Source organism: Holdemania sp. (assembly GCF_986127675.1).
Genome location: NZ_CFQZWI010000049.1, coordinates 1 through 21,393 on the forward strand (window position 1 = coordinate 1; position 21,393 = coordinate 21,393).

Here is a 21,393-nt window from a genome sequence, read left to right on the forward strand (position 1 = left end):
CTGAGAAGAGACACAATCCTCAGAGAAATGAAGATGAGGGTCTTTTAAATTGAGAGCAGATACGATAGAATGAGTAATAAACATAATGAGATTTCCTTTCCGTATGGTGTAGTAACTTTATTGTAACGGAAATTCTTATCTATGTCTCTTTTTTGCAAACAGAACGTTTTGTAGAGAGGCAAAATGAATCCTCAAATTTTAAAAACTATGGTATAATTCAAAAATATGATAAATCAGCAGCTATTAAAAAAGTGTAGAGTGAACTTTGCGTGAATTACATAAAATTATGTCGAAGTTAAGATAGAGTAATAAAGTAAATATAAATAAGGAGAACTGTGAATGAATAGAAGAAGAGCAGCTATGGATGAAGAAAAAAAGTTACTTGTTAAGCAAGAAGATCATTTTTTGGATTTCAAAAGTAAATTGATTACACCTTCAAAATTACAAGAAAGTTTTGTGGCTTTTGCAAATACTGATGGAGGTGAGTTGTATATTGGAATTGAAGATGAGAAATTCAATGGAGAAAGAATTAATGGATTTATTAAAATAGAAGACGCTAATGATATTTTGGAAACATTATTGGAACAAACTAATCCAGCTGTAGAAAATCTTGATATTGAATTTATTGATTTTGATTCAAAAGGATATGTTTTACATATATTTATACCTAAAAGCTCAAAAGTTCATTTTACTGCGCAAAATAAATGCTTTATTCGAGTGAATGCAAATAAAAAGGAAATTAAAGGAGAAAAAGTACTAGCCTTAGGATATGCAAAAGGGAGCTATCAATATGAAAAGCAAATAGTAAAACATGCTGATTTGAAGGAATTAATTGATTCTTTACAGTTACATAAATATATAGAAAAATTGCAAACTAAATTGCAGCCGGAAAAATTTTTGAAAAAGCAAAGACTCGTCGAAGATGTTGATGGAAAACTATATCCCAATGTGGGAGGTATTTTACTTTTTGACGAGGAACCGCAGGCAACATTGGATACACGCTGCGGAATTAAGTTATATAGAATGAGAACTACGAATTCGGAATATGATAGAAGATTTTTAGATTCCATGCCGATTACAATTAATGGATGTTTAGAGGAGTTAATTGATAGAACCTTAATAGCTATAGACAATATGTTAGAAGATACATTATACAATATAGACGGAAAATATAAAAAAAGTAAATATCCTACCACAGCAATTAAAGAAGTATTGGTTAATGCTATTATTCATCGAGACTATAGCTTAAGTGATGATATTCATGTTATTATTTATGATAATAGAATAGAGATTAAAAGTCCGGGAAAGCTACCTGGATTTATTACGGTGGAAAATATATATGAAGAACGATATTCACGTAATCCCAACATAGTTCGTATGCTTCATAAGTTGCCTGATCCACCAAATCATGATATTGGCGAAGGGTTAAATACTGTAAAAAATGAATTACATCAAGTTGGATTAGTTCCGCCAGAAATTGTAGAAACTGAAAATTCTGTAGTTATTGTAATAAAGCACACTAAAATTGCTACTTTAGAACAAATAGTAAGAGATTTATTTAGAGAAGATCCAGATAGAAGTATTACAAATAAACAAGTACGAGAGGCAAGTGGAGAGACAGATATTAACATAGTTAAAAAATCGTTGCAGCGACTTCGCAGTGCCAATTACATAAAATTAAAAGAAAATGGTGTAAATGCTTTTAAATATGAGTATATATTAGGAAATGTTGGAAAAGAAGAGTGGATAGATAATAATAAAAAGGGATAGAGGAAATTTTAAACTGGAAATTTCTTATGTTTTTTTGCATTCTCACATATTGGAAAAGGGTAAAAATGAAATTCAAAAACGCATGGGTATTGGATGAAAAACAAAGTTTGGTTCAAAAAAATGTCTATATTGATCAAGACATAGTCGTTGACGCTAATGATGAAATGGAAGAACTGGATTGCAGTCATCTGTTAGTTCTTCCTGGTATGGTCAACGCCCACTTTCATGGCACCAGCACTGTCACGCGCGGCTTGTTTATGGATATGCCGGTGGCGCAATGGCTCAACGACACGCCGCAGGGACAGCTTCAACAACGATTTGTCAATGCGTTAAACCACTGCACAGAGGAAGAAAAGATTCAACTGTCGCTGTATGAATATATGTCGATGCTGAAGCAAGGCATAACGACCGTTTTTGACTGCCGCTTGTTTCAACAAGATTATCAAGCCAAGAAAAGAGCTGGCGAGCTGTGCGGAATCCGTCTGACTTTGGAAGCGGATGATCCATCACAATTAGAAGATCAAGAGCTGTTAAAAACAGCGCTGCCGTTGCCGGAGGAAAGCAGCTGGTCACAGGATCGCTGCAGCCAAGCACAGTTCTGGAAACAAAATCATCCGCAGACAATGTTCAAAGCGCATTGCATGGAAACGGATCTGGCCGCTGAGGCCATTCGATCCAAAGGCTATCAACATACGATTGAAGCTTATGCTCAAGCCGGTATGCTCGATGAACACAGTGTTCTCATTCATAACTGTAAAGCTCCGGCAGAGGCAATCCAGCTTGCCGCAAAACGAGGCGCACGGATGATCAACTGTCCAATCTCCAATCTAAAGTCGCAGAACGGCGTCAGTCCGCTGAAAATGATGCTCGATCAGGGGATTGAAATTGGGTTGGGCACAGATTGGGGAAGACTGCAGTTCATGGATGTTATGAAATGTGAGTATCTGCTTCTGCGGGATCAACATGTTCTCAATCCAGCGCAAATCGTCTGGAAAATGGCGACCGAGTGGGGTGCGCGCTGCTGCGGGTGGCCGCAGACCGGCTGTCTGAAGCCTGGAATGCAGGCCGATCTCATTTTTATCCGAATGGACGAGCCGGATTTTCAGCCGCTGATCAGCACGCCGCAGTTCAGCGACGTTCTGCAGAACTGGGTTTTCGACGGCCGTTCGGAATGGATCGAACATGTCATGGTCGCCGGGCAATGGAAAGTCAAAAATCGGAAAGTTTGCGTTCTTAACGAAGCTGAGCTGATTGTCCAACAGCGGCAGCTGATGAAGAAACTGATATCGGAAACCTTGAAGTAAGCATGGTGTTCATGCTTATTTTCTTGTATACTAAAAGATAAGAAAATAAGAAAGGAATGATTTCTCTGTCAATCTTGAACAAAATGATCCTTTTACTGCTGAGTCTCTGTCTGCTCGGCGGTTGTCAGAAAAATCCAAAGACAACGCACGTGGCCGATACCAGTCTGGCGGCGGATACTGCGGAGGTCGAATATTACAACTCAACGAAAGCTCCGGAATGGACATGGCGCGAAGGGATTAAAATGGATGCCTATCTTTTAACCAGCGACGCGGAGCATACGATGGAAAGCACGATCCTGAACGGCAGCGATACTGCGACCCTCAGCTTCTGGATCAAGCCGTCGACAAACGTTCCGGATCTGCCGCTGATCTCCGTAGTCAACGAGCAGCAGGAAATGATGAAGCTGACCAACCTGACGGTCCGGGAAGACGGAACTTTGCAGGGAATGGCGCTGCAGATGAAAGCTGAAGGGCAGGAACAGTGGCTGATTTCCAACAGCGAATTTACGCTGAATACCCATCGCTACAATCAAATTGTGATTGTTTTTGAAGGAACGCAAGCAACGGTCTATCTCAATGGACAGGCGGCAATGACAGGGCAAATGAGCGCTTCGATCAATCAAATCGAAAAATCTTGGCTTGTCGTCGGCAAGGATGCGATTGCTTACGGCGATTGCATGGAAGGACAGTTTCAGGATTTTCAGATTCGGAAAAAGGCCCTGAGCGCTTCAGAAATCGAAGATGAGTTTGACCGTTTTTATCCAGAGGTATTGCTCAGTGAAATCACCATTCCGAATGCGGAAGATCTGCGAGAAAACCCGACGCTGTATCCTGAAGTGGACAGCCAGTACGAAGCCCAATGGACCAGCAGCAATCCAGCTTTTTTGAAAGTCGAAAACAACGAAGGCGTGATCACCGTTCCAACTCCAGAGCAGGGGGATCAACAGATTACGCTGACGCTCTCAACCAAAATCAAAAACCGTCAGTTCCAACGCGACTTCCCGATCACAATCCGGGCCCAGACGCCGGCAACCCGCTTGCTTCGGGACGTCAAAGCGCTGCCGATTACATTGGGCTCATTGCTGAATGCGGGGAGTCCGCTGCCAACAGTGGGCGAAAATGACAGCGTGATCGAATGGAAGGTGGTTTCGGGTGAAATTCGATTGGAAAACAATGTTCTGATCAAAATAAATCCGGAAGAAGAACGTGTGCCGGTCCAGCTGGAAGCGACGCTCCGGCAGGGGGATCAGCAGGAAACAATAACGATCGAAGCCGTTGTGCTTGACGCCTATGCCGGTTATATCTTGTCGTATTTCAACGGCGATCTCGGAAAGGAAACGGGAAAGCTGGCGTACAGTCTGGACGGTCTGCACTGGACTGATTTGAATCAGGGCCAGGCCATTCTGACCAGTAAGCTGGGAACCGGACGGGTCCGCGATCCGTTTATCGGCCGCGATGCCGAAGGTCAATTTGTGATTCTGGCGACGGAAGGGTATGATAATCCTTCGATCTATGTCTGGAAAAGCGAAGACCTTGTGAATTTAAGCGATCATGGACTGCATCGGATCGCTTGGTTCGACAAAGGATTGTACAGCACCGGAAGCCGGGCCTGGGCGCCGGAAATGACGTATGATCCCGTTGCCGGGGAGTATGTGATTTATTATTCCGATGCGCAGGATCCGAAAAGCGGATCCATGTTTGCGGTGACTACCCAGGATTTTGAAACCTTCACTTATCCCAAATCGCTGTTCAATCCCGGCTATAAAGTGATCGACGGTACAATCCTGCGCATGCATGGTCAGTATTGGATGCTTTATAAAGATGAACGTGAGGCGGCGCAGACGATCTTCTATGCGGGCACCCAGGATCTGACTGCGGGGTTTACCCGTCGTTATGATGATTTGTTCATCTATAACCGCAAGTATATTGAAGGACCGTTTACGCTGCCGTCGCTGCATGAGCCAGGCGTGTTCTATCTATACGTAGACAATTACCCGAATCAGCGTTTCTATGTCGCCCGCTTTTCTCAATTAGGAGAAGACGCTGATTTTGAGTGGCTCGCAGAAGGCGACTATACGCTGCCCAACAACGACGTCCGGCATGGCTCCGCGATCCCGGTAACGCAGAAAGAGCTTGATCGTATTCTGCAAGCCTATTCCTGATTTTTAACAGTCGGGGATTGAACAGGGCAGCTGAGATCGCCGCGAATCCGCGTTGGACAGTTTGATTTTAATCCATCCATGATTTTAATGAAAAACGTTTCTTACTTGAGTCCTGGCTTCAACCGGACCCGATTTAAGAAACGTTTTTTCTGTAAAAGCGGAAAGATCGGGAATCCGTCTTCTTCTCTGATCTTTTTATTTGCTTTTCGTATTTCAATGTAGGCCTTCCTTGCACCGCAAGTCTTCCTTTTACCGAATCAAATCAGTGATAACAAATTTTCATTCTTTGCACCAGAAGGATAGGATCTTGGACGCTTTAAGCTAATCCGAATTCCCTCCAGACGGATAAAATTGTACTGTGGCTGTGGCCGGTTAATCGGCCGGCCTCTCTGGCAGACAGAAGCGGATGATCCAGTTTCATCTGACAGATCGTCTGAATATCGCAATCTTTGATTCTCTTCTTCGACATGGAAATTTTGAAATTTTTGTTCTGTTTCTCCGCTTGCTCATCGTAGAGCCCGCTTTGTTTCAAAATCCGGTAAACCGCATGACGCTCCATGCCGACAAGCTCGGCAATCTCCTGAGTGGAGGCTTGCGGACGGTCCTTTTTCATCTGGCAGATCTTTTCATTCCGCGCTTGGGTCCGATGATGATAACGCACTTGTTGTCGCTTTACGCCCAGCTTTCGTTCCTTCTGACTGTCATAAATTCCGGCGTTAATCTGGACTTCTTTTACTAAATCCCGGCTGACGCCGAAGTGTTCCGCCAGGGCCCGCACTGACATTTCAGGATTTTTAACGCTCATCTCCAGGATGTTCAGTTTTTCCGATTTCCACGCAACTTTTGTGAGTTCGACCCAATCCAGCTCGGCCAGATCACATTTCAGGATTTGAGACAGTGAGGAGCGAAGCAAATTGGCTTTAATTACTTCGGTCTCGCTTTTCTTACAGTTAATTTCAAGATAGCGCTCAGCGGCGATGCCATGGTCCAGGGCCAGCTTTCTTTTTTGCGCGTCGTTCGCTTTGTTTTTCTTTAACGTATTCTTAAAATAACCAGTGCCTTCCTCATAATGCTGCTTTCCATGCGCTTCCAGGATCACGCCGAAATCCGGCAGATAGAAATCATAGGAAAACGACTGCGCCCACGGCAGCTCTTTTCTGGAAGCTTCCTGAATATAATGAATTTCAAGATGATCCAGCACGGATTTGATCAGCCGGTGAGGAAAGGAGCGTCCGACAGACCAGGAACAGGCGCAGCCGATGGAATGCGTATGATGCAGCGTCGCAATCGCAATCGCTTTTTCGCGCACGTTGCCGCAATAGGGACAACGGAAGCGAAGCTTTTTGTTTTGCCCGCGGGTGTATTGTCGTGCTTCGTCTTCACCGCCGGGAAAGAAGGGGATCATCCAGCGATCGGTTTGGGCGATGGAACGCTTGCCGGACAGAGGCGAATACCGACAGCGGCCGCAGGCGCAGCTTTTTGGCGGCAGAACTCGTTCTTCCGCCATCCAGGTTTTAGCGCCGCACCGCGAACACAGGATCAGAACTTCGCGCTGCGTCATCCGGGGATTGGATTTTAAACGCCCGCGGCGCTGATCTATAATCGTATAATCCCGCCGGGCGTCCGCAAACCGCTGCCCCAGCGACGTAACAAAATCGAAATGGCGCGTTTGAAGGATCCTGCCTAAAATACAATGCTTGACGGAGCTGGCCGGCACCGCGGGAATAATCCTACCGGCATACCGGATATCCAGCACCGCTTCGCCATGATTTCCTTTTCCAGCCCGCAGGATCGTCAGCAGGCCCTGATGATCATCATACTGAAAGGGAACGTCAAAGCCTTCCGACTGATTCCAGGCTATGAAATGACGCGCATCGCGGGGAAGTCCGGATAAATCAATAGAGCGCATGGGATCACCTCACTTTTATCCAACGGATTGTTTCTGAGATAGAACTTAACTGTAAGTAAAAAGAGAATTAAGGAACAGTCTGCGCTTAAAATCCTGATGAAAGCGGGATGCGGAAAGCAAAGCAATGGGGGGGGGAAGGGCGGCCGCACTGTTTCTTTAGGAATGTATCTTTTTTGCCGGAAGAACGGTCTTCAACAGGAAGAAAAGCGGCTGTTCTGCGCCGCTTGCTTATCCTCTGTAAAAATCTGTTAAACAAGCGATCGGGGCCTTTAAAACATGAATTCAGAATACTTTAAACAACCTCCGAGCGCCGCAAATTCTGCTTGATTTTCTTAAATGCCGCGTCAATCCCGAAATCTCTAACCCATTCCAAATACTGCTGAAGCAGCGCTGCGGTATGCGGATGCATGAACTGCTTGTCGCTGCCCTGAAGGAAATACTCGATCGGCGAAGCGTTTGTATACTTCTCTTTCTGATACGTCTGACACGCTGCGATCCGGTCGCAGACCATCTCCGCGACATACCGCTTCGGCATTTCCACGCAAAATAAGCCCTGACATTGCTTGTTCCGGTCAATCCAATACTCCCAATGGTGCTTGTTATGCCCTTTGTGATGCAGCCAGCCCTCGGAATAGCCTTTGGCTTCTTTTTCGGCGTCAATCGGCGAGCGGTAGCCTTGGAAATAACGCACTCCCGCCCAGAATTCAACCGGGCTGTATTTCGACAGATCATGAAGCAGACCCTGCTTGATCAAGCCCATTTTAAAGCACAGCCGTGTCACCCGCAGCTTGTGCAGTGTAATCGTCTTTAAATGTCCCCAGAAACGTAAGGGGAATGAGGAAGAACGCATATCGATCCTTCTTTCTGTTCTGTTTTTCATTCTATAGGAATGTTAAAAAAAAGGCAAATCAAAAGTCCGCAAAAAGGCATGAGAAAGAGTTTCACCAAACCGTTTTTCATGCTAAAATAATACAATGAGCGGAGGGTTAACATGAACCGACATAGTTGTAGAGAAAAAGCGATGATCTGTTTGTATCAGCATCGTCTGCTGAACAAACCGATGGATGAAATCATTGAGGAAGTCATGGAGATGAAAACCGGAGAGCTGGATGATTTCAGCCGGATTCTGATCCTGGATACCTTGGACAATGAAAACCGATATATCCAATACATTAACGAAACCTTAAAGGATTGGAGCTTCGAGCGCTTAGGCGTTCTCGAACAGGCGATTCTGCTGATGGCGTGCAGCGAACTGGATCACCAGACGGCCTCGGCAGCGATCATCATTGATGAAGCCGTGCGGTTAGCGAAAGATTACTGCGACGACGAAGCCTACCGATTGATCAACGGCGTTCTGGACAGAATATGAGAAACCGGCAGCTGAGCGTCAGCGCCTTAGTCCGGTATCTGAAAGGCAAGCTGGATCAGGATCCGCTGATTCAGCGTGTGATCGTTGCAGGCGAGATTTCCAATTTCACAGCGCATCGCAGCGGTCATTGGTATTTTACATTAAAGGATGAGAAATCACGCATCAGCTGTGTGATGTTTGCTTCCAATGCGGCCCGCTGCAAGTTTATTCCCAAGGAAGGCGACTCCGTGCTGGTGCAGGCCAACACGTCGATCTTTGAAGCCAGCGGACAGCTTCAGCTTTATGTTACGGCGATGAAGCCGACCGGTTTAGGCGATCTGTATTTAAAATATGAAGAATTGAAACGCAGGCTGCATGAGGAAGGTCTGTTCGATCCGGCCCGGAAAAAACCGCTGCCCCAGTATCCGATGCGGATAGTCGTCATCACTGGAAAAAACACCGCGGCGCGCCAAGACGTTGTTACGACGCTGGCCCGGCGGTGGCCGATTGCCCAGGTGAGCGAAATTCCTGTGCTGGTGCAGGGCGAAGGTGCGGCCGCACAGATCTGTGCGGCACTGCGGCAGGCGGACACGTTAGGTTTTGACGTCATGATCTTAGCCCGCGGGGGCGGATCGATTGAAGATCTGTGGTCGTTCAATGAAGAAAGCGTAGCCCGGACGATGGCCGGTTTGCAAACACCGGTAATCTGCGGCGTCGGTCATGAAGTCGACGTCACGATTGCCGATCTGGTCGCTGACCGGCGGGCTCCGACGCCCACCGGCGCGGCTGAGATGGCAACGCCGCAGTTGGCAGAGGTGCAGAGCCATTGTCTGCGCCAGCGGCAGCAGCTGATCTATCTGATGAATCAGAAACTGCGTCAGCAGCGCCAGCGTTATCAGCAGCAGGTTGAAAGCCGGATCTTTCAGGATCCGATGAGTCTGCTTCAGCCGCTTCAGATGCGGCTGGATTACGACAGCTCACGGCTGCAGAACACAACCCAGCGGCTCCGCAGTCAGCGGGCCCGGCTGGATCAGCTGAGCGCAGTTTTATTAAACCAGACCTCGCGTCAGGTCCATCTTCAGCAGCAGCGCTTGGGACAGCTGCGGCTGAATCTGATTCACCATGAGAAACAACAGCTGATGCTTCGCCAGCAGCAGCTGAAAGAAAAGATCCGGCTGCTGGACGCCTATTCCCCGTTAAAGATTCTGGGGCGCGGCTACGGTCTGATCGCTCAGAACGGGCATTTGGTCCGTTCTATCCAGGAAGTTAATGTCAACGAGGAGCTGCGGATCCGGCTGCATGACGGTCAGATCCAGGCCCATGTCAAGGAAAAGGAGGAACAAGCATGAGTGAAAAGCCGACGTTTGAACAGTCAATGGACCGGCTGGATCAGATCGTTTCGCTGTTGGAACGCAATGAAATCGCGTTGGAACAAGCGATCGGATTGTTTGAGGAGGGTCTGAATCTAGTTCAGGATCTCGATACCCAGCTGCAGGGATATGAAAATAAGGTACAGGAACTGATGCTGCGGCATCAGCCGAAAGAAAGTCAGGACGAAAACTTATGATGAACGAATTTGAAGTATTCCTGCAGCGCCAGTGCCGGCTGCTGAAACGTTCCGAGGTTAGCGAAGCGATGGAATATTCGCTGATGGGCAAGGGAAAACGGCTCCGCCCGCAGCTGTTGTTCGCGGTCGCGGAGGGTTATGGACTATCAGCACAGGACGGTTTTATGGCCGCCGGAGCACTGGAAATGATGCATACATATTCCCTGATTCACGACGATCTGCCGGCAATGGATAACGACGATTACCGCCGGGGCCGCAAGACGTGTCATAAACAGTTTAACGAGGCGACGGCAATTCTGGCCGGCGACGGTTTGCTGACGCAGGCCTTTGCCTTAGCCGCCAACAGCAGCGACGACCCGGTCAAAGCGTTAAAAATCGTAAAGGAGCTGGCCTCGGCCGGCGGAGCGGAAGGCATGATCTTAGGCCAGATTAAGGATCTGGAGGCGGAAAACAGCCCGGCTGTAACGCTGGAACAGCTCAAAGAAGTCCATTTGTATAAAACCGGCTGTCTGTTTACTGCGCCGCTGGTCATGGGCGCGATTCTGGCCGGTCAGGACGCGGCCATTTCGCAATGGCGAAGGATCGGCGCACTCATGGGTTTGGCCTTTCAGATTCAGGACGATATCCTGGACGTCACCAAGAGCAGCAAGGAGCTGGGAAAATCAGCCAGCGATCTGGATAACAAAAAATCGACTTATGTCACTTTATTGGGGTTAGGTCAGGCGCAGGATGCGATGACCGAGGTTTACCGTCAGACGCGCGATGCGATCCGTCAGATGAATCTGGATACGCAGCGGCTGATCGCGATTCTGGACGCGATGGAATTTCGTCAGTATTAAGTGAAGATAAGGAGGTTAGCGGAAATGGATTTAACCGATATACACGATCCCGCGTTTTTAAAACAGCTGGATCAGCGGCAGCTTAAAGCGCTGGCGCAACAGATTCGGGAATTCCTGATCGATCATGTCAGCAAGACCGGCGGACATCTGTCCAGCAATCTGGGCGTCGTCGAGCTGACGATCGCTTTGCATAAGGTGTTTGATTCGCCGCAGGATAAAATCTTTTTTGACGTTGGACATCAATGCTATACGCATAAAATTTTAACCGGACGGGCCGGCCAGTTTGATACGCTTCGTCAGTATGAGGGGTTGTCCGGCTTTCAGAAACGAGCCGAAAGTGAGCATGACGTCTGGGAGGCGGGACATTCCTCGACCTCGTTGTCAGCGGCGTTAGGTATGGCGGTTGCCCGGGATCTCAACCATGAACATTACCACATCGTGCCGGTTATCGGCGATGGCGCCCTGGGAGGCGGGATGGCACTGGAAGCGCTGAATCAAATCGGCAGCGAACAGCGCAACATCATCATCATTTTCAATGACAACAACATGTCGATTTCAGAGAATGTCGGTGTTTTGACGCAGAACTTTGCCAAGCTGCGCGCATCCAAGCCGTACAATGCGTTGAAGAATGATCTCAAGACGGCGCTGAATCGAAACAATGTCGGTCAGGTGGTGCTGACCGGCCTGCAAAACATGAAGGACGCGGTGAAAAAAGGCGTGATTGATACCGGCGTGTTCGGTGAATTCGGATTGGAATATCTCGGACCGGTCGACGGCCATGACATCAAGAGCCTGATTCAGATCCTGAAGGTTGCAAAATCCCATCAAGGGCCGGTCGTCGTGCATGTGCTGACGAAAAAGGGCAAGGGTTATTCCTATTGCGAGGAAGATAAAGAAGGTGTCTGGCATGGCGTCGGACCGTTCAATCCCCAGACAGGAAAACCATTGTCGGCCACGCCGGCGGGCTATCTTTCATGGTCTTCAGTTATCAGCGAAACACTGGTTCGTTTAGCGAAGGACAACAAAGATATCGTCGCGGTGACGCCGGCAATGATCACCGGCAGTAAGCTGGAAAAATTCTTCGCGGTTTACCCGGAGCGTGCGTTTGACTGCGGGATTGCCGAAGAACATGCGGCGACGTTCTGTGCGGGACTGGCGATCAGCGGGAAACGGCCGTTTATCTCGTTGTATTCCTCATTCCTGCAGCGCTGTTATGATCAGATCAATCATGATATCTGCCGGATGGATCTTCCGGTCGTGATTGGTATTGACCGGGCCGGACTGGTAGGGGAAGACGGCGATACACATCACGGCGTCTTCGATATCGCGATCCTGCGTTCCTTGCCGAATCTGATTTTAGCGCAGCCTAAAGATGCCGGGGAAGCCCAGCAGCTGATGGCAACGGCGTTTGCCCAGCCGCATCCGATGGCGATCCGCTATCCGCGCGGGACTGCGCTGTATAACGAGCTGGCGCAGGTTGAACCGATTCCGGTCGGCAGCTGGACGCTCGTCAATACGGAACCTGATCATCAATGCACCGTCGTGACCTATGGCCCGGATGTCGATAAAGTCGTATCCAAAGTGCTGACCAATTCGCTGCCGGTTCAGGTTGTCAATGCCCGGTTCTTCAAGCCGCTGGACGAAGTCATGCTGCAGCGGCTGGCGGAGGAAGGCAAGCCAGTTATCGTGTATGAAACAGATATGCTGGCGGGCGGTCTTTCCAGCGCGATTCTGGAATGGGCTGCCGATCATCAGGCGGCGATGACCATCCGGCGCGTCGGCATCGGCGATACTTACGTACCGCAGGGTTCGCTGAATAAAATTCGGCGGCTGGAAGCGATTGATATCCTGAGTTTGTTCGATGTGATTAAAGAATACTGCGAAGCTTAAATCATTCCGGAAGGAGGAAGCTGATGCTTAAACATCTGTATGTCAAAAACTTCATTCTGATCGATGAGGCCGATTTGGATTTTGATGCGGGCTTCAGCGTGTTCACCGGAGAAACCGGCGCGGGCAAGTCGATTTTGATCGACGCGATCAGTTTGCTTTGCGGGCAGCGCGCCCAGGCGGGATTCGTTAAACAAGGCGAAAATAAGGCACTGATTGAAGGCGTCTTTGATTTCTCCACGAATCCGCGGGTGCTGGCATTATTGCAGGAAGCTGGCTTCGATGGGGATGAGGACGTCGTCATTAACCGGGAGATCAGCGCGGAAGGCAAAAGTCAGATGCGTCTGAATCACCGCGTGACCACGGCGAACTTCATTCGCGAGCTGCTGGGACATGAAATTGACATTCATTCCCAACATGATACGCAATATTTATTAAACCGCAATTCGTTTTTAAATCTTTTGGATCAATATCTGGATGACGAAGCGTTATTAGCCAGCGTCAGAACTCAGTTTAAAGCTTACCGACAACTGAATGATCAGCTTGAGGAAGCACGCAGCCCGAAGGCTGAGCAGGACTTGGAATTCCTGCGGTTTCAGCTGAATGAAATTGAACAAGCGCAGCTGAAGCCGGGCGAGGATGAGGAGCTGGAAGCGATCGAACGGCGGATTGCGGCCCGCGAGAAAATCTATCAGCGGGTAGCGGAAAGTCTGGAAATTCTGGATGGTGAACAAAGCGCGGTTCCGCAGCTGTACGAGGCGGCGCGGCTGACCGGCGGATTTCCGGAAGAAACGGAACTGGCAGAAATCAGCGAAGCGTTGAATGAGCACTATTATGGCCTGCAGGATTTGAAAGAACGGCTGCAGCGTTATTTTGAGTCGCTGGAATTCAGCGAGGAACAAATCAACGAAGTTCAGAGCCGATTGTTTGAAATCAATCGTTTAAAGCGAAAATACGGCCGCAGTCTGGATGAAATTCTGGAAAAGGGAGAAAGTTTCCGGCAGCAGTTAAATCAACAGGAGCACCGTCAGGAATACTTGCAAGAGCTGCAGAAACATGTGCAGACCGCCTACAAGCAATTTGAAGAAAGCGCGCTGAAACTGCGCCAGATCCGGCAGCAGAAAGCCCTGGCGCTGCAGAAGGAAGTTGAAATTCATCTGCACGATTTAATGCTTCCGCATGCGCGGTTCATTTTGCAGCTGAAAGACGCCAAGCCGTCGGCGCATGGCCTGGACGAAGCGGACTTCATGATTTCCATGAACCCCGGCGAGCCGGTCCGCTCACTGACGCAGGTTGCCAGCGGCGGTGAATTAAGCCGTTTAATGTTGGGGCTGAAAACGATCTTTACCCGGCTGGAGGGGATTCAGACCGTCATCTTTGACGAGATTGATACCGGTGTCAGCGGCCAGGTCGCAACTGCGATCGGCTTGAAGATGAGTTTATTAGCTCGTGACGCGCAGGTCTTCTCAGTCACGCATCTGGCGCAGGTTGCGGCATGCGCGGATCAACATTACCATGTTACCAAGCGTCAGGGACAGGATTTCACGGAAACCCAAATCCAGTGTTTGAGCAAAGAGGAACGGATTGACCAGCTGGCCCTGATCTCGCAGGGCGAATTGTCCGATACGGCCCGGCAGGCAGCCCAGGAGTTATATCAACGCAATCAAAAGAAAGTGAATGAAGCACGGTCAGTTTGATCGTGCTTTTACTTTCTTCAAAGACTGGCAGGGGCATTCCGCGCTGGAAAAGACTGCGATCCCTTGGACAGCCGCTATTTTCGTTGGAAATATTTTAAAGTTAAATAAATTCCTCGTCTTATTCCAACGGTTATATGCGACGTTTTCCCAGTTGAAACAAAGCCTTGGTAAGATTTTCTGGATATAGTTGAAGCCTGGAAGCGCCATACTATCAGTACTGCGAGGTGAGGCCATGAAAAGAATTTTCGGTTTGACGGCCTTCCTATTGACGTTAACGCTTTTACCCGTTCAGGCCCAGGAGAAAACCGTCATTCTGGGCGGCGATACGATTGCGATCACAGTCAATTACGAAGGCGTTTATGTCAGCGGTATGTATGATTTCCAAGTCAATGGGGAAACGCTGTCGGCAGCGAAGGAAGGGACAGTGCAGGTAGGGGACCGGATTATTGAATCCAATGGCCGGACCGTGTCGACACTGGAGGAACTGTTTGCGAATCTGAAAACGTTGCAGAAAGAGCGGAATCAGGTTCCGGTGACCGTCATCCGCAATGGGCAGCGGGAAGCGGCTTCATTGTTTGTCTGTTATCTGGAAGCAGAAAAGGTATTCAAGACGGGATTGTATGTGAAGGATAAGATCAAGGGTGTCGGGACAATGACGTATTATGATCCGGCGACCAAAACCTTCGCTGCTCTGGGGCATGAAATCGCGGAGGAAGGGCAAAGCCGGCCTGCCGATGTCACAATGGGACAGATCTTTGAAGCGACCGTCGTTTCCGTCCGGCGCTCAACCTCCGGAAATCCTGGTGAGAAAATCTGTCAGTCGGAGAGTCTGGTTCCTATTGGTACGGTCAGGAAAAACACGATCTATGGCTTGTACGGCAAAGTCCAGACACTGCCTTCCGCCGCGCAGAGCGTACCTGTCGCTTCGCGCGAAGAAGTTACCGTGGGCCCGGCGGAAATTTATACCGTCGTGCAGGGAACGACGCCAAAGCGCTACGCAATCCAGATTACCGAGGTGCGCAAACAGAACGGTCAGGCCGTGAAAGGAATCCGCTTTCAAGTTACCGATTCCGCACTGCTCAACCAAACCGGCGGCATTATTCAGGGAATGAGCGGATCGCCAATTCTTCAAAATGGGAAACTTATCGGCGCGGTAACGCATATGGTTACCAGCCAGCCCGACAGCGGTTATGGGATTTACATCGACTGGATGTTGGAGGAAGCCCGGCACGATTAACAGACACAAACTAAGGAAATGCCTGAAATTCAGGCATTTCTTTTGGCTTGAGTTCAAAAACAGGCAAAAAAGCAGAAACTTTTCCATGGACTTCGACCTGTTTCGACTTCTTTTTCAGTTCAAATTCCATAAAATGGAAACATCGAACAGAGGAGTGAACAAGATGAAACAGATCAGAATCCTGTTGTGTGAATCCAACAGCGAGATCAGAGAACAAATGGAACAGGAACTGCGGAAGAAAAACGATTGGCTGCTTTTACCCAGCTGCAAAGATGGTCAGGAGTGTCTGGAACGGATAAGGATGAGCCATCCTGACGTTCTTGTCCTTGACTGCATTATGCCTAAACTCGACGGGATGGAAGTCCTCAGCACATTGAGCCGGGAGGGGATCCGGATAGGAAAAATTTTATGTACATCCAGCTTTATCAACGACTTTATGGTGACGGAAATGCAGAAATATCAGGTCGATTATTTTCTGATGAAACCGGTGGATCCCAAGACGGTCAGCGAGAAAATCGCTCAGGTCTGCAGCTATCAGAAAGTCTCTGCTCCAACCCCATCCACTGCGCCGGCCAACGCCAATGAAAATCAGGATGATGAACGAATGATGCGCCTGCAGCTGGAACGGGAGATCACGGAGATCTTACATGAAATCGGTATTCCTGCCCATATCAAAGGATATATGTACCTGCGCACTGCGATTCTGGAAACTTACTTAAACGTCGATTACCTCGGTCAGATCACCAAGGTGCTCTACCCGGAAATTGCCCGCCGCTATATGACGACCAGCTCCCGCGTGGAACGGGCAATCCGGCATGCAATCGAAGTCGCCTGGAACCGCGGCAACATTGACGCGATTGACGAAATCTTTGCCTATACGATCAGTGCTTCCAAAGCCAAGCCGACCAATTCAGAGTTTATTGCCATGATCGCCGATAAGCTGCGGCTGGAGCATCGGCTGAAGAACAATACCAGCAGCTACGCTAAAATTGGATAACATGATCATCTTTGCACGGAGGAGAAATCTTCCGTTTTTTCTGGTCTGAAAGATGAAAGTTGTTCAAGTCCGTGCTATAATAAATCACGATAGGTTAAAAGCAAAGCTGGGCCATCTGCTTGAATCCTGCGGTGAACCGGAATATTTGACTTGAAACAGGATTGGTTTCTGAAGAAGCAATCAACAAATCTGTTCAATATAAAAGAAAGAAAGGGGGAACGCCGCGTGGGCCGGGTTATTTATCATATTGATTTAAATGCTTTTTTTGCCAGCGCGGAAATTCTCCTTGACCCCTCGCTGGAAGGAAAACCGGTCGTCGTCAGCGGTCTGACCAAGCGCAGCGTCGTGTCCACCGCCTCCTATGAAGCCCGGCAGTTCGGCGTTCACTCGGCGATGCCGATCAACGAAGCCTTGAAATTATGCCCGCAGTTAGTCGTCGTGAAAGGACATCACGGCTATTATGAACAGCTTTCCGAACAGTTCATCTCCTATGTAAAGAAATACACTGACCTTGTTGAACAGGCCAGTATTGACGAATGCTATGCCGATATGAGTCAGGCAATTCATCGTTTCCCGCGGCCGTTGGATTTAGCGTGGCAGCTGCAGCAGGAATTGCTGAGCGACCTGCATTTAAAATGCTCCATCGGCGTCGCCCCGAATAAATTTCTGGCCAAAATGGCCAGCGACATGAAAAAACCGATGGGGATCACCGTCCTGCGGAAACAGGAGGTTCCGGTGAAGCTGTGGCCGCTGCCGATTGAAGACATGCGCGGAATTGGCAAGAAAACCGCGCCGCAGATGAAAGCATTAGGCATTAAGACAATCGGCGATCTGGCTGCGGCCGATCCAGAACAGCTGCGGCCGCTGCTGGGAAAAAATACGATGACCTACATTCAGCGGGCAAATGGCGAGGATGACCGCGAAATCATCAGCGATGCCGAAATCAAATCCATGAGTCAGTCAACAACGCTGAATTATGATTTCTCTACTGAAGAAGAAGTGCGGACACTGTTTCGCAAGCTGGCGAATAAGCTCAGCGAACGCATGATCGAAGAAGATAAAATGGGGACGATCGTTTCCATTTCCATCCGCTATTTCGACTTTAACACCAACGTCCGTTCACGAAAGCTGGATCATCCGGTGTACCGCAGCGAAGACTTGTTTGAGCTGGCGATGGAACTGTTCGATGAAAACTATGAAGATCAGCCAATGCGCCATTTAGGCATTGGCGTCGGTTCGCTCAGCAGCATCCATGATCAGAAAATTCAGATGAATCTGTTTGAAGCGCCGCCCGTCGATCCGGCCTGCGCAACGCTCGATCTCATCAGTCAGCTGAATCAACAGCTTACTTCCGGCGGCAAGCTGACGACCGCCGCGGCGCTGATCAAAAAACCGGTTGATACCCAACACAAGAAATAAGTCTAATCTGTCCTGGCTGTCATACATTGATACCAGGAGGGAAACATGAAAACAATACAACCCCAGTTGAAGAATTTTTCCAATAAGCATAAAAACTCCATCAACTTCTTATTAATTCTGTTAATTTTCGGCATGATTACCGGTGTCCTGCTTTCCCGCTGGATCAGCAGCGCCGACGTTGAGCGTTTGTCCTCTTACTTGTTGACGACGGTGATCACCAGCGTAGAACCGCAGTCGTTTTTTACAAGTCAGTTTGTCACCAACATTTTATTCATGCTTGCGATCTTTTTTCTCGGCTTCTCCTTGGCCGGGATTCCGCTGATCGGGTTTATCGTCTTTACCAAGGGCGTCCAGATTGGATTTTCCTGCGTTTTATACGTTCTGACCTATCAGTTGAAAGGGGTCCTGGGGATCCTGTTAACGCTGATTCCGCAGATTCTGTTCGATTTGATCGCCTTGTTTCTCGTCTCGGTGATCAGCACGGAAATCTCCTATGCCTTGATTCAGCGTTGTCTGGGCTACAGCCGCAGTGATTTTTCGTTGATCCAGCTGATCAACGGCCGCTTAAACGTTTTGATCGTTTCCTTGCTGCTGATCTTCTTTTCCGCCTGGATTAAATCGACGCTGGTCATCCGCTTGATGGAAATTTTCGCCATGATGGAATAACTCTGGTATAATAAAGCTGGAAAGCAGGGAGAATATGACGCTAGAGGAAGCCTTCCGGCAATATCTGATTTACATCTCAATTCAGTTTCCAAAATCAGAAAAAACGATTGCCGGCTATCGCAATGATCTCAGCCGGTATTTTCAGTTTCTTGCGCAGAAAGAAATCGATCGGATCGATCAGATTGATTCGGCGATGCTGGAGGAATATGTGCGGGTTCTGGCGCGGGATCACGCCGCCGCTTCTGTTAATCACGCAATCACCGCAATCCGTGGATTCCATCAGTTTTTAGCCTTTCGCTTTGACGAACTGGACCCAGCGGAATATCTGGAGCAGCTGCAGCGGACGCAGTCCTTGCCGGTCTACTGCACGCGGGATGAAATTGAGAAGATCATGGCACAGTTCGGACATAGCCCGGAGGATATCCGCTGGCACGCGATTGCCGAGCTTCTCTATGGATGCGGGCTGCGCGTCATCGAATGCGCGGCGCTGACAATGAATCAGGTGGATCTGGAATTGGGGATGCTGCGGATCTGGGGCAAAGGGAATAAGGAGCGGTTAGTGCCGATGCCAAAGCAGACGATAAAAATTGTACGCGAATATGTCGACACCGTCCGGCCGTTATATCAGAAAAAACCGACGTCCTGGCTGTTTATTACACGACTGGGCAAGAAAACGACTACTGCTTCCATCGAAAGTATGATAAAATCAGTGTGTATCCAGGCTGGGATTCAGAAGCCGATCACGCCGCATAAGCTCCGCCACACCTATGCCACGCACATGCTGGAAGGGGGCGCAGATCTGCGCAGCGTTCAGGAGCTGTTAGGTCATTCTGATATCACAACGACGCAGATCTACACACATATCGACCGCAACCGGCTGCGGACGGCTTATGATGAAGGGCTTGGAAAATTGATGGATCGAGAAGGAGAAAATGACGATGAAATATAAACGGATATTTACAATTGTAATGGATTCTGTCGGCTGCGGTGAAATGCCGGATGCCGAACATTATGGGGATCGCGGTGCAGATACGATCGGTCATATCGCAAAAACAGTCGGCGGCTTGGCAATGCCGGCAATGGAAAAGCTGGGCTATGGCAACCTGCATTCAATCCTGGGCGTAGAACCGCAGCGTGATCCGCAGGGGTATTACACAAAAATGTTGGAAGCTTCGGTCGGCAAGGACACTATGACCGGCCATTGGGAAATGATGGGCTTATACATTGATAAACCATTTCAGACGTTTACGGACACCGGATTTCCGCAGGAATTGATCGACGAGTTGGAAAAACGCACGGGCTATAAGATTGTCGGCAACAAATCAGCCAGCGGGACGGAGATTCTGGATGAACTGGGTGAGCATCACATGAAGACCAAGGATATGATCGTCTATACATCGGCGGATTCCGTGCTGCAAATCGCGGCCCATGAAGAAGTCTTCGGCTTAGAAGAACTGTATCGCTGCTGCGAGATTGCGCGTGAGCTGACGATGAAGGATGAATGGAAGGTGGGACGCGTCATCGCCCGGCCGTTTGTCGGTGAAGGCAAGGGCCATTTCACTCGTACCAGCAATCGTCATGACCTGGCATTGAAGCCGTTTGGCCGCACCGTGTTGAACGAGCTGAAGGATAAGGGTTATGATGTGATCAGCGTTGGCAAGATTAAAGATATCTTTGACGGCGAAGGGATTACGGAAGCGTATAAGTCGACAAGCAGTCATCACGGTATGGAGCAGACGATTGAACTGACGCAGAAGGATTTCACCGGCCTGTGCTTTGTGAATCTGGTTGATTTTGACGCAAAGTGGGGACATCGCCGCAACCCGCAGGGTTATGCGCAGGAATTGGAGGATTATGATCAGCTGTTAACCACGTTCCTGGGACAACTGCGGGAAGAGGATCTGGTGATCATTACCGCCGATCACGGCAACGATCCTTGTCATACGGGAACAGATCATACGCGTGAAATGGTGCCTTTGATTCTGTACTCGCCATCGCATCAAGGTTCCGGTTTGTTGCCGCTGGCGAATACGTTTGCCAATCTGGGCGCAACGGTGGCCGAGAATTTTGAGGTGTCGATGCCGGAATATGGCGAATCGTATTTATCATATTTGAAATAAAACCAGTGACGCCGCAGACGGGAGTGTTCTCTCTGCGGCGTTTATTTTCGATATCACAACGATTGAATTGCTTATTCCAAATATAAAAATTGGATAAGATACATTATGCGAAGCTATGCAGATGAATCATATTTCCAAGATTTACTCATACGTTTCTGCTTCCAGCGGATAAATGAATAACAGATGATCCCGTTTACGAGTAAACCAAAGATCGCGATAATCCATTCAGAGATGGAAAAATAATAAACGAAAAGAATCTGAAATGCTTTGGATATCAGGACCTCAATATTTATGATTTTTGCATATTCGACTAAGCAGCTGACTCGCTGCTTCTTATTTAAATCATTCATCTGGGGATTAAGAATTAACAAAAGACAGACGAGGACGTCTGTTAACCCATAAAAAGCAGAAAACAATAAAATTATGAAAACGTTCCATTGATGGAAGATCGGAAGAGCACACGTCTGAACT

17 protein-coding genes are annotated in these 21,393 nt (G+C 48.5%); 15 read left to right on the forward strand and 2 right to left on the reverse strand.

The genetic code is table 11. From position 1 onward, the window contains the following. Positions 1–339: 339 nt before the first annotated feature. The 3 genes from AC5OW4_RS08775 (at position 340) to AC5OW4_RS08785 (ending at position 5,236) form a co-directional block, all read left to right on the forward strand. Positions 340–1,770, forward strand: a complete 1,431-nt coding sequence (locus AC5OW4_RS08775; RefSeq protein WP_195547953.1) for an RNA/DNA-binding domain-containing protein — start codon at positions 340–342, stop codon at positions 1,768–1,770. A gap of 65 nt (positions 1,771–1,835) precedes the next feature. Further along, positions 1,836–3,074: an amidohydrolase family protein gene (locus tag AC5OW4_RS08780; protein WP_195547952.1), complete on the forward strand. Its 1,239-nt coding sequence runs from the start codon at positions 1,836–1,838 to the stop codon at positions 3,072–3,074. Positions 3,075–3,130: 56 nt separating this feature from the next. Then, positions 3,131–5,236 (forward strand): LamG-like jellyroll fold domain-containing protein, encoded by a 2,106-nt coding sequence (locus AC5OW4_RS08785; RefSeq protein WP_195547951.1) that lies wholly within the window; start codon positions 3,131–3,133, stop codon positions 5,234–5,236. Between the two features lie 316 nt (positions 5,237–5,552). Here the strand turns inward: AC5OW4_RS08785 and AC5OW4_RS08790 are convergent, their stop codons facing one another. Together AC5OW4_RS08790 and AC5OW4_RS08795 are read right to left on the reverse strand one after the other, a co-directional pair. Further along, on the reverse strand, positions 5,553–7,145 hold the full coding sequence (locus AC5OW4_RS08790) for a hypothetical protein (RefSeq protein WP_195547950.1): 1,593 nt from the start codon (positions 7,143–7,145) through the stop codon (positions 5,553–5,555). Between the two features lie 292 nt (positions 7,146–7,437). Continuing rightward, positions 7,438–7,995, reverse strand: coding sequence for a DUF5662 family protein (locus tag AC5OW4_RS08795; protein WP_072684440.1), 558 nt, complete (start codon positions 7,993–7,995; stop codon positions 7,438–7,440). A 141-nt stretch (positions 7,996–8,136) separates the two neighbouring features. On the opposite strand from AC5OW4_RS08795, the gene nusB reads away from it, so the two are divergent. The 12 genes from nusB to deoB all read left to right on the forward strand — a co-directional run bounded on the left by nusB (position 8,137) and on the right by deoB (position 20,922). Then, on the forward strand, positions 8,137–8,514 hold the full coding sequence (gene nusB / locus AC5OW4_RS08800; RefSeq protein WP_039865145.1) for a transcription antitermination factor NusB: 378 nt from the start codon (positions 8,137–8,139) through the stop codon (positions 8,512–8,514). After that, entirely contained in the window at positions 8,511–9,842 is a 1,332-nt protein-coding gene (gene xseA, locus AC5OW4_RS08805) for an exodeoxyribonuclease VII large subunit (RefSeq protein WP_493676891.1), read from the forward strand. Before nusB ends, xseA begins: the two co-directional genes overlap by 4 nt. Next, on the forward strand, positions 9,839–10,060 hold the full coding sequence (gene xseB, locus AC5OW4_RS08810) for an exodeoxyribonuclease VII small subunit (protein WP_006060764.1): 222 nt from the start codon (positions 9,839–9,841) through the stop codon (positions 10,058–10,060). The genes xseA and xseB overlap by 4 nt, the downstream gene beginning before the upstream one ends. After that, positions 10,057–10,899, forward strand: a complete 843-nt coding sequence (locus AC5OW4_RS08815; protein WP_195547949.1) for a polyprenyl synthetase family protein — start codon at positions 10,057–10,059, stop codon at positions 10,897–10,899. Before xseB ends, AC5OW4_RS08815 begins: the two co-directional genes overlap by 4 nt. A gap of 24 nt (positions 10,900–10,923) precedes the next feature. Next, entirely contained in the window at positions 10,924–12,789 is a 1,866-nt protein-coding gene (dxs, locus tag AC5OW4_RS08820; protein WP_072684442.1) for a 1-deoxy-D-xylulose-5-phosphate synthase, read from the forward strand. Positions 12,790–12,812: 23 nt separating this feature from the next. Beyond that, positions 12,813–14,483: a DNA repair protein RecN gene (gene recN / locus AC5OW4_RS08825; protein ID WP_072684443.1), complete on the forward strand. Its 1,671-nt coding sequence runs from the start codon at positions 12,813–12,815 to the stop codon at positions 14,481–14,483. Positions 14,484–14,715: 232 nt separating this feature from the next. After that, positions 14,716–15,720, forward strand: coding sequence for a SpoIVB peptidase (gene spoIVB, locus AC5OW4_RS08830; protein ID WP_072684445.1), 1,005 nt, complete (start codon positions 14,716–14,718; stop codon positions 15,718–15,720). A gap of 163 nt (positions 15,721–15,883) precedes the next feature. Next, positions 15,884–16,717: a sporulation transcription factor Spo0A gene (gene spo0A / locus AC5OW4_RS08835; protein ID WP_072684446.1), complete on the forward strand. Its 834-nt coding sequence runs from the start codon at positions 15,884–15,886 to the stop codon at positions 16,715–16,717. A gap of 225 nt (positions 16,718–16,942) precedes the next feature. Further along, positions 16,943–18,136 carry a DNA polymerase IV gene (locus AC5OW4_RS08840; protein WP_493676892.1) on the forward strand — a complete coding sequence of 398 codons (1,194 nt, stop codon included), beginning with the start codon at positions 16,943–16,945 and terminating at the stop codon, positions 18,134–18,136. Positions 18,137–18,181: 45 nt separating this feature from the next. Continuing rightward, positions 18,182–18,802, forward strand: a complete 621-nt coding sequence (locus AC5OW4_RS08845) for a stage II sporulation protein M (protein ID WP_072684448.1) — start codon at positions 18,182–18,184, stop codon at positions 18,800–18,802. 34 nt (positions 18,803–18,836) lie between these two features. Then, entirely contained in the window at positions 18,837–19,751 is a 915-nt protein-coding gene (locus tag AC5OW4_RS08850) for a tyrosine-type recombinase/integrase (protein ID WP_493676893.1), read from the forward strand. Next, a complete protein-coding gene (gene deoB, locus AC5OW4_RS08855) occupies positions 19,741–20,922 on the forward strand; it encodes a phosphopentomutase (RefSeq protein ID WP_255524671.1) in 1,182 nt (393 codons plus the stop codon). Before AC5OW4_RS08850 ends, deoB begins: the two co-directional genes overlap by 11 nt. Positions 20,923–21,393 lie beyond the last annotated feature (471 nt).

Bases quoted from the DNA above. Each gene is read 5' to 3' on its own strand.
- spo0A (WP_072684446.1), top strand. From the start codon at position 15,884: ATGAAACAGATCAGAATCCTGTTGTGTGAATCCAACAGCGAGATCAGA.
- AC5OW4_RS08785 (WP_195547951.1), top strand. From the start codon at position 3,131: ATGATTTCTCTGTCAATCTTGAACAAAATGATCCTTTTACTGCTGAGT.
- xseA (WP_493676891.1), top strand. From the start codon at position 8,511: ATGAGAAACCGGCAGCTGAGCGTCAGCGCCTTAGTCCGGTATCTGAAA.
- AC5OW4_RS08815 (WP_195547949.1), top strand. From the start codon at position 10,057: ATGATGAACGAATTTGAAGTATTCCTGCAGCGCCAGTGCCGGCTGCTG.
- AC5OW4_RS08850 (WP_493676893.1), top strand. From the start codon at position 18,837: ATGACGCTAGAGGAAGCCTTCCGGCAATATCTGATTTACATCTCAATT.
- AC5OW4_RS08845 (WP_072684448.1), top strand. From the start codon at position 18,182: ATGAAAACAATACAACCCCAGTTGAAGAATTTTTCCAATAAGCATAAA.
- AC5OW4_RS08775 (WP_195547953.1), top strand. From the start codon at position 340: ATGAATAGAAGAAGAGCAGCTATGGATGAAGAAAAAAAGTTACTTGTT.
- spoIVB (WP_072684445.1), top strand. From the start codon at position 14,716: ATGAAAAGAATTTTCGGTTTGACGGCCTTCCTATTGACGTTAACGCTT.
- xseB (WP_006060764.1), top strand. From the start codon at position 9,839: ATGAGTGAAAAGCCGACGTTTGAACAGTCAATGGACCGGCTGGATCAG.
- nusB (WP_039865145.1), top strand. From the start codon at position 8,137: ATGAACCGACATAGTTGTAGAGAAAAAGCGATGATCTGTTTGTATCAG.
- AC5OW4_RS08790 (WP_195547950.1), bottom strand. From the start codon at position 7,145: ATGCGCTCTATTGATTTATCCGGACTTCCCCGCGATGCGCGTCATTTC.
- deoB (WP_255524671.1), top strand. From the start codon at position 19,741: ATGAAATATAAACGGATATTTACAATTGTAATGGATTCTGTCGGCTGC.
- AC5OW4_RS08780 (WP_195547952.1), top strand. From the start codon at position 1,836: ATGAAATTCAAAAACGCATGGGTATTGGATGAAAAACAAAGTTTGGTT.
- recN (WP_072684443.1), top strand. From the start codon at position 12,813: ATGCTTAAACATCTGTATGTCAAAAACTTCATTCTGATCGATGAGGCC.
- dxs (WP_072684442.1), top strand. From the start codon at position 10,924: ATGGATTTAACCGATATACACGATCCCGCGTTTTTAAAACAGCTGGAT.
- AC5OW4_RS08795 (WP_072684440.1), bottom strand. From the start codon at position 7,995: ATGCGTTCTTCCTCATTCCCCTTACGTTTCTGGGGACATTTAAAGACG.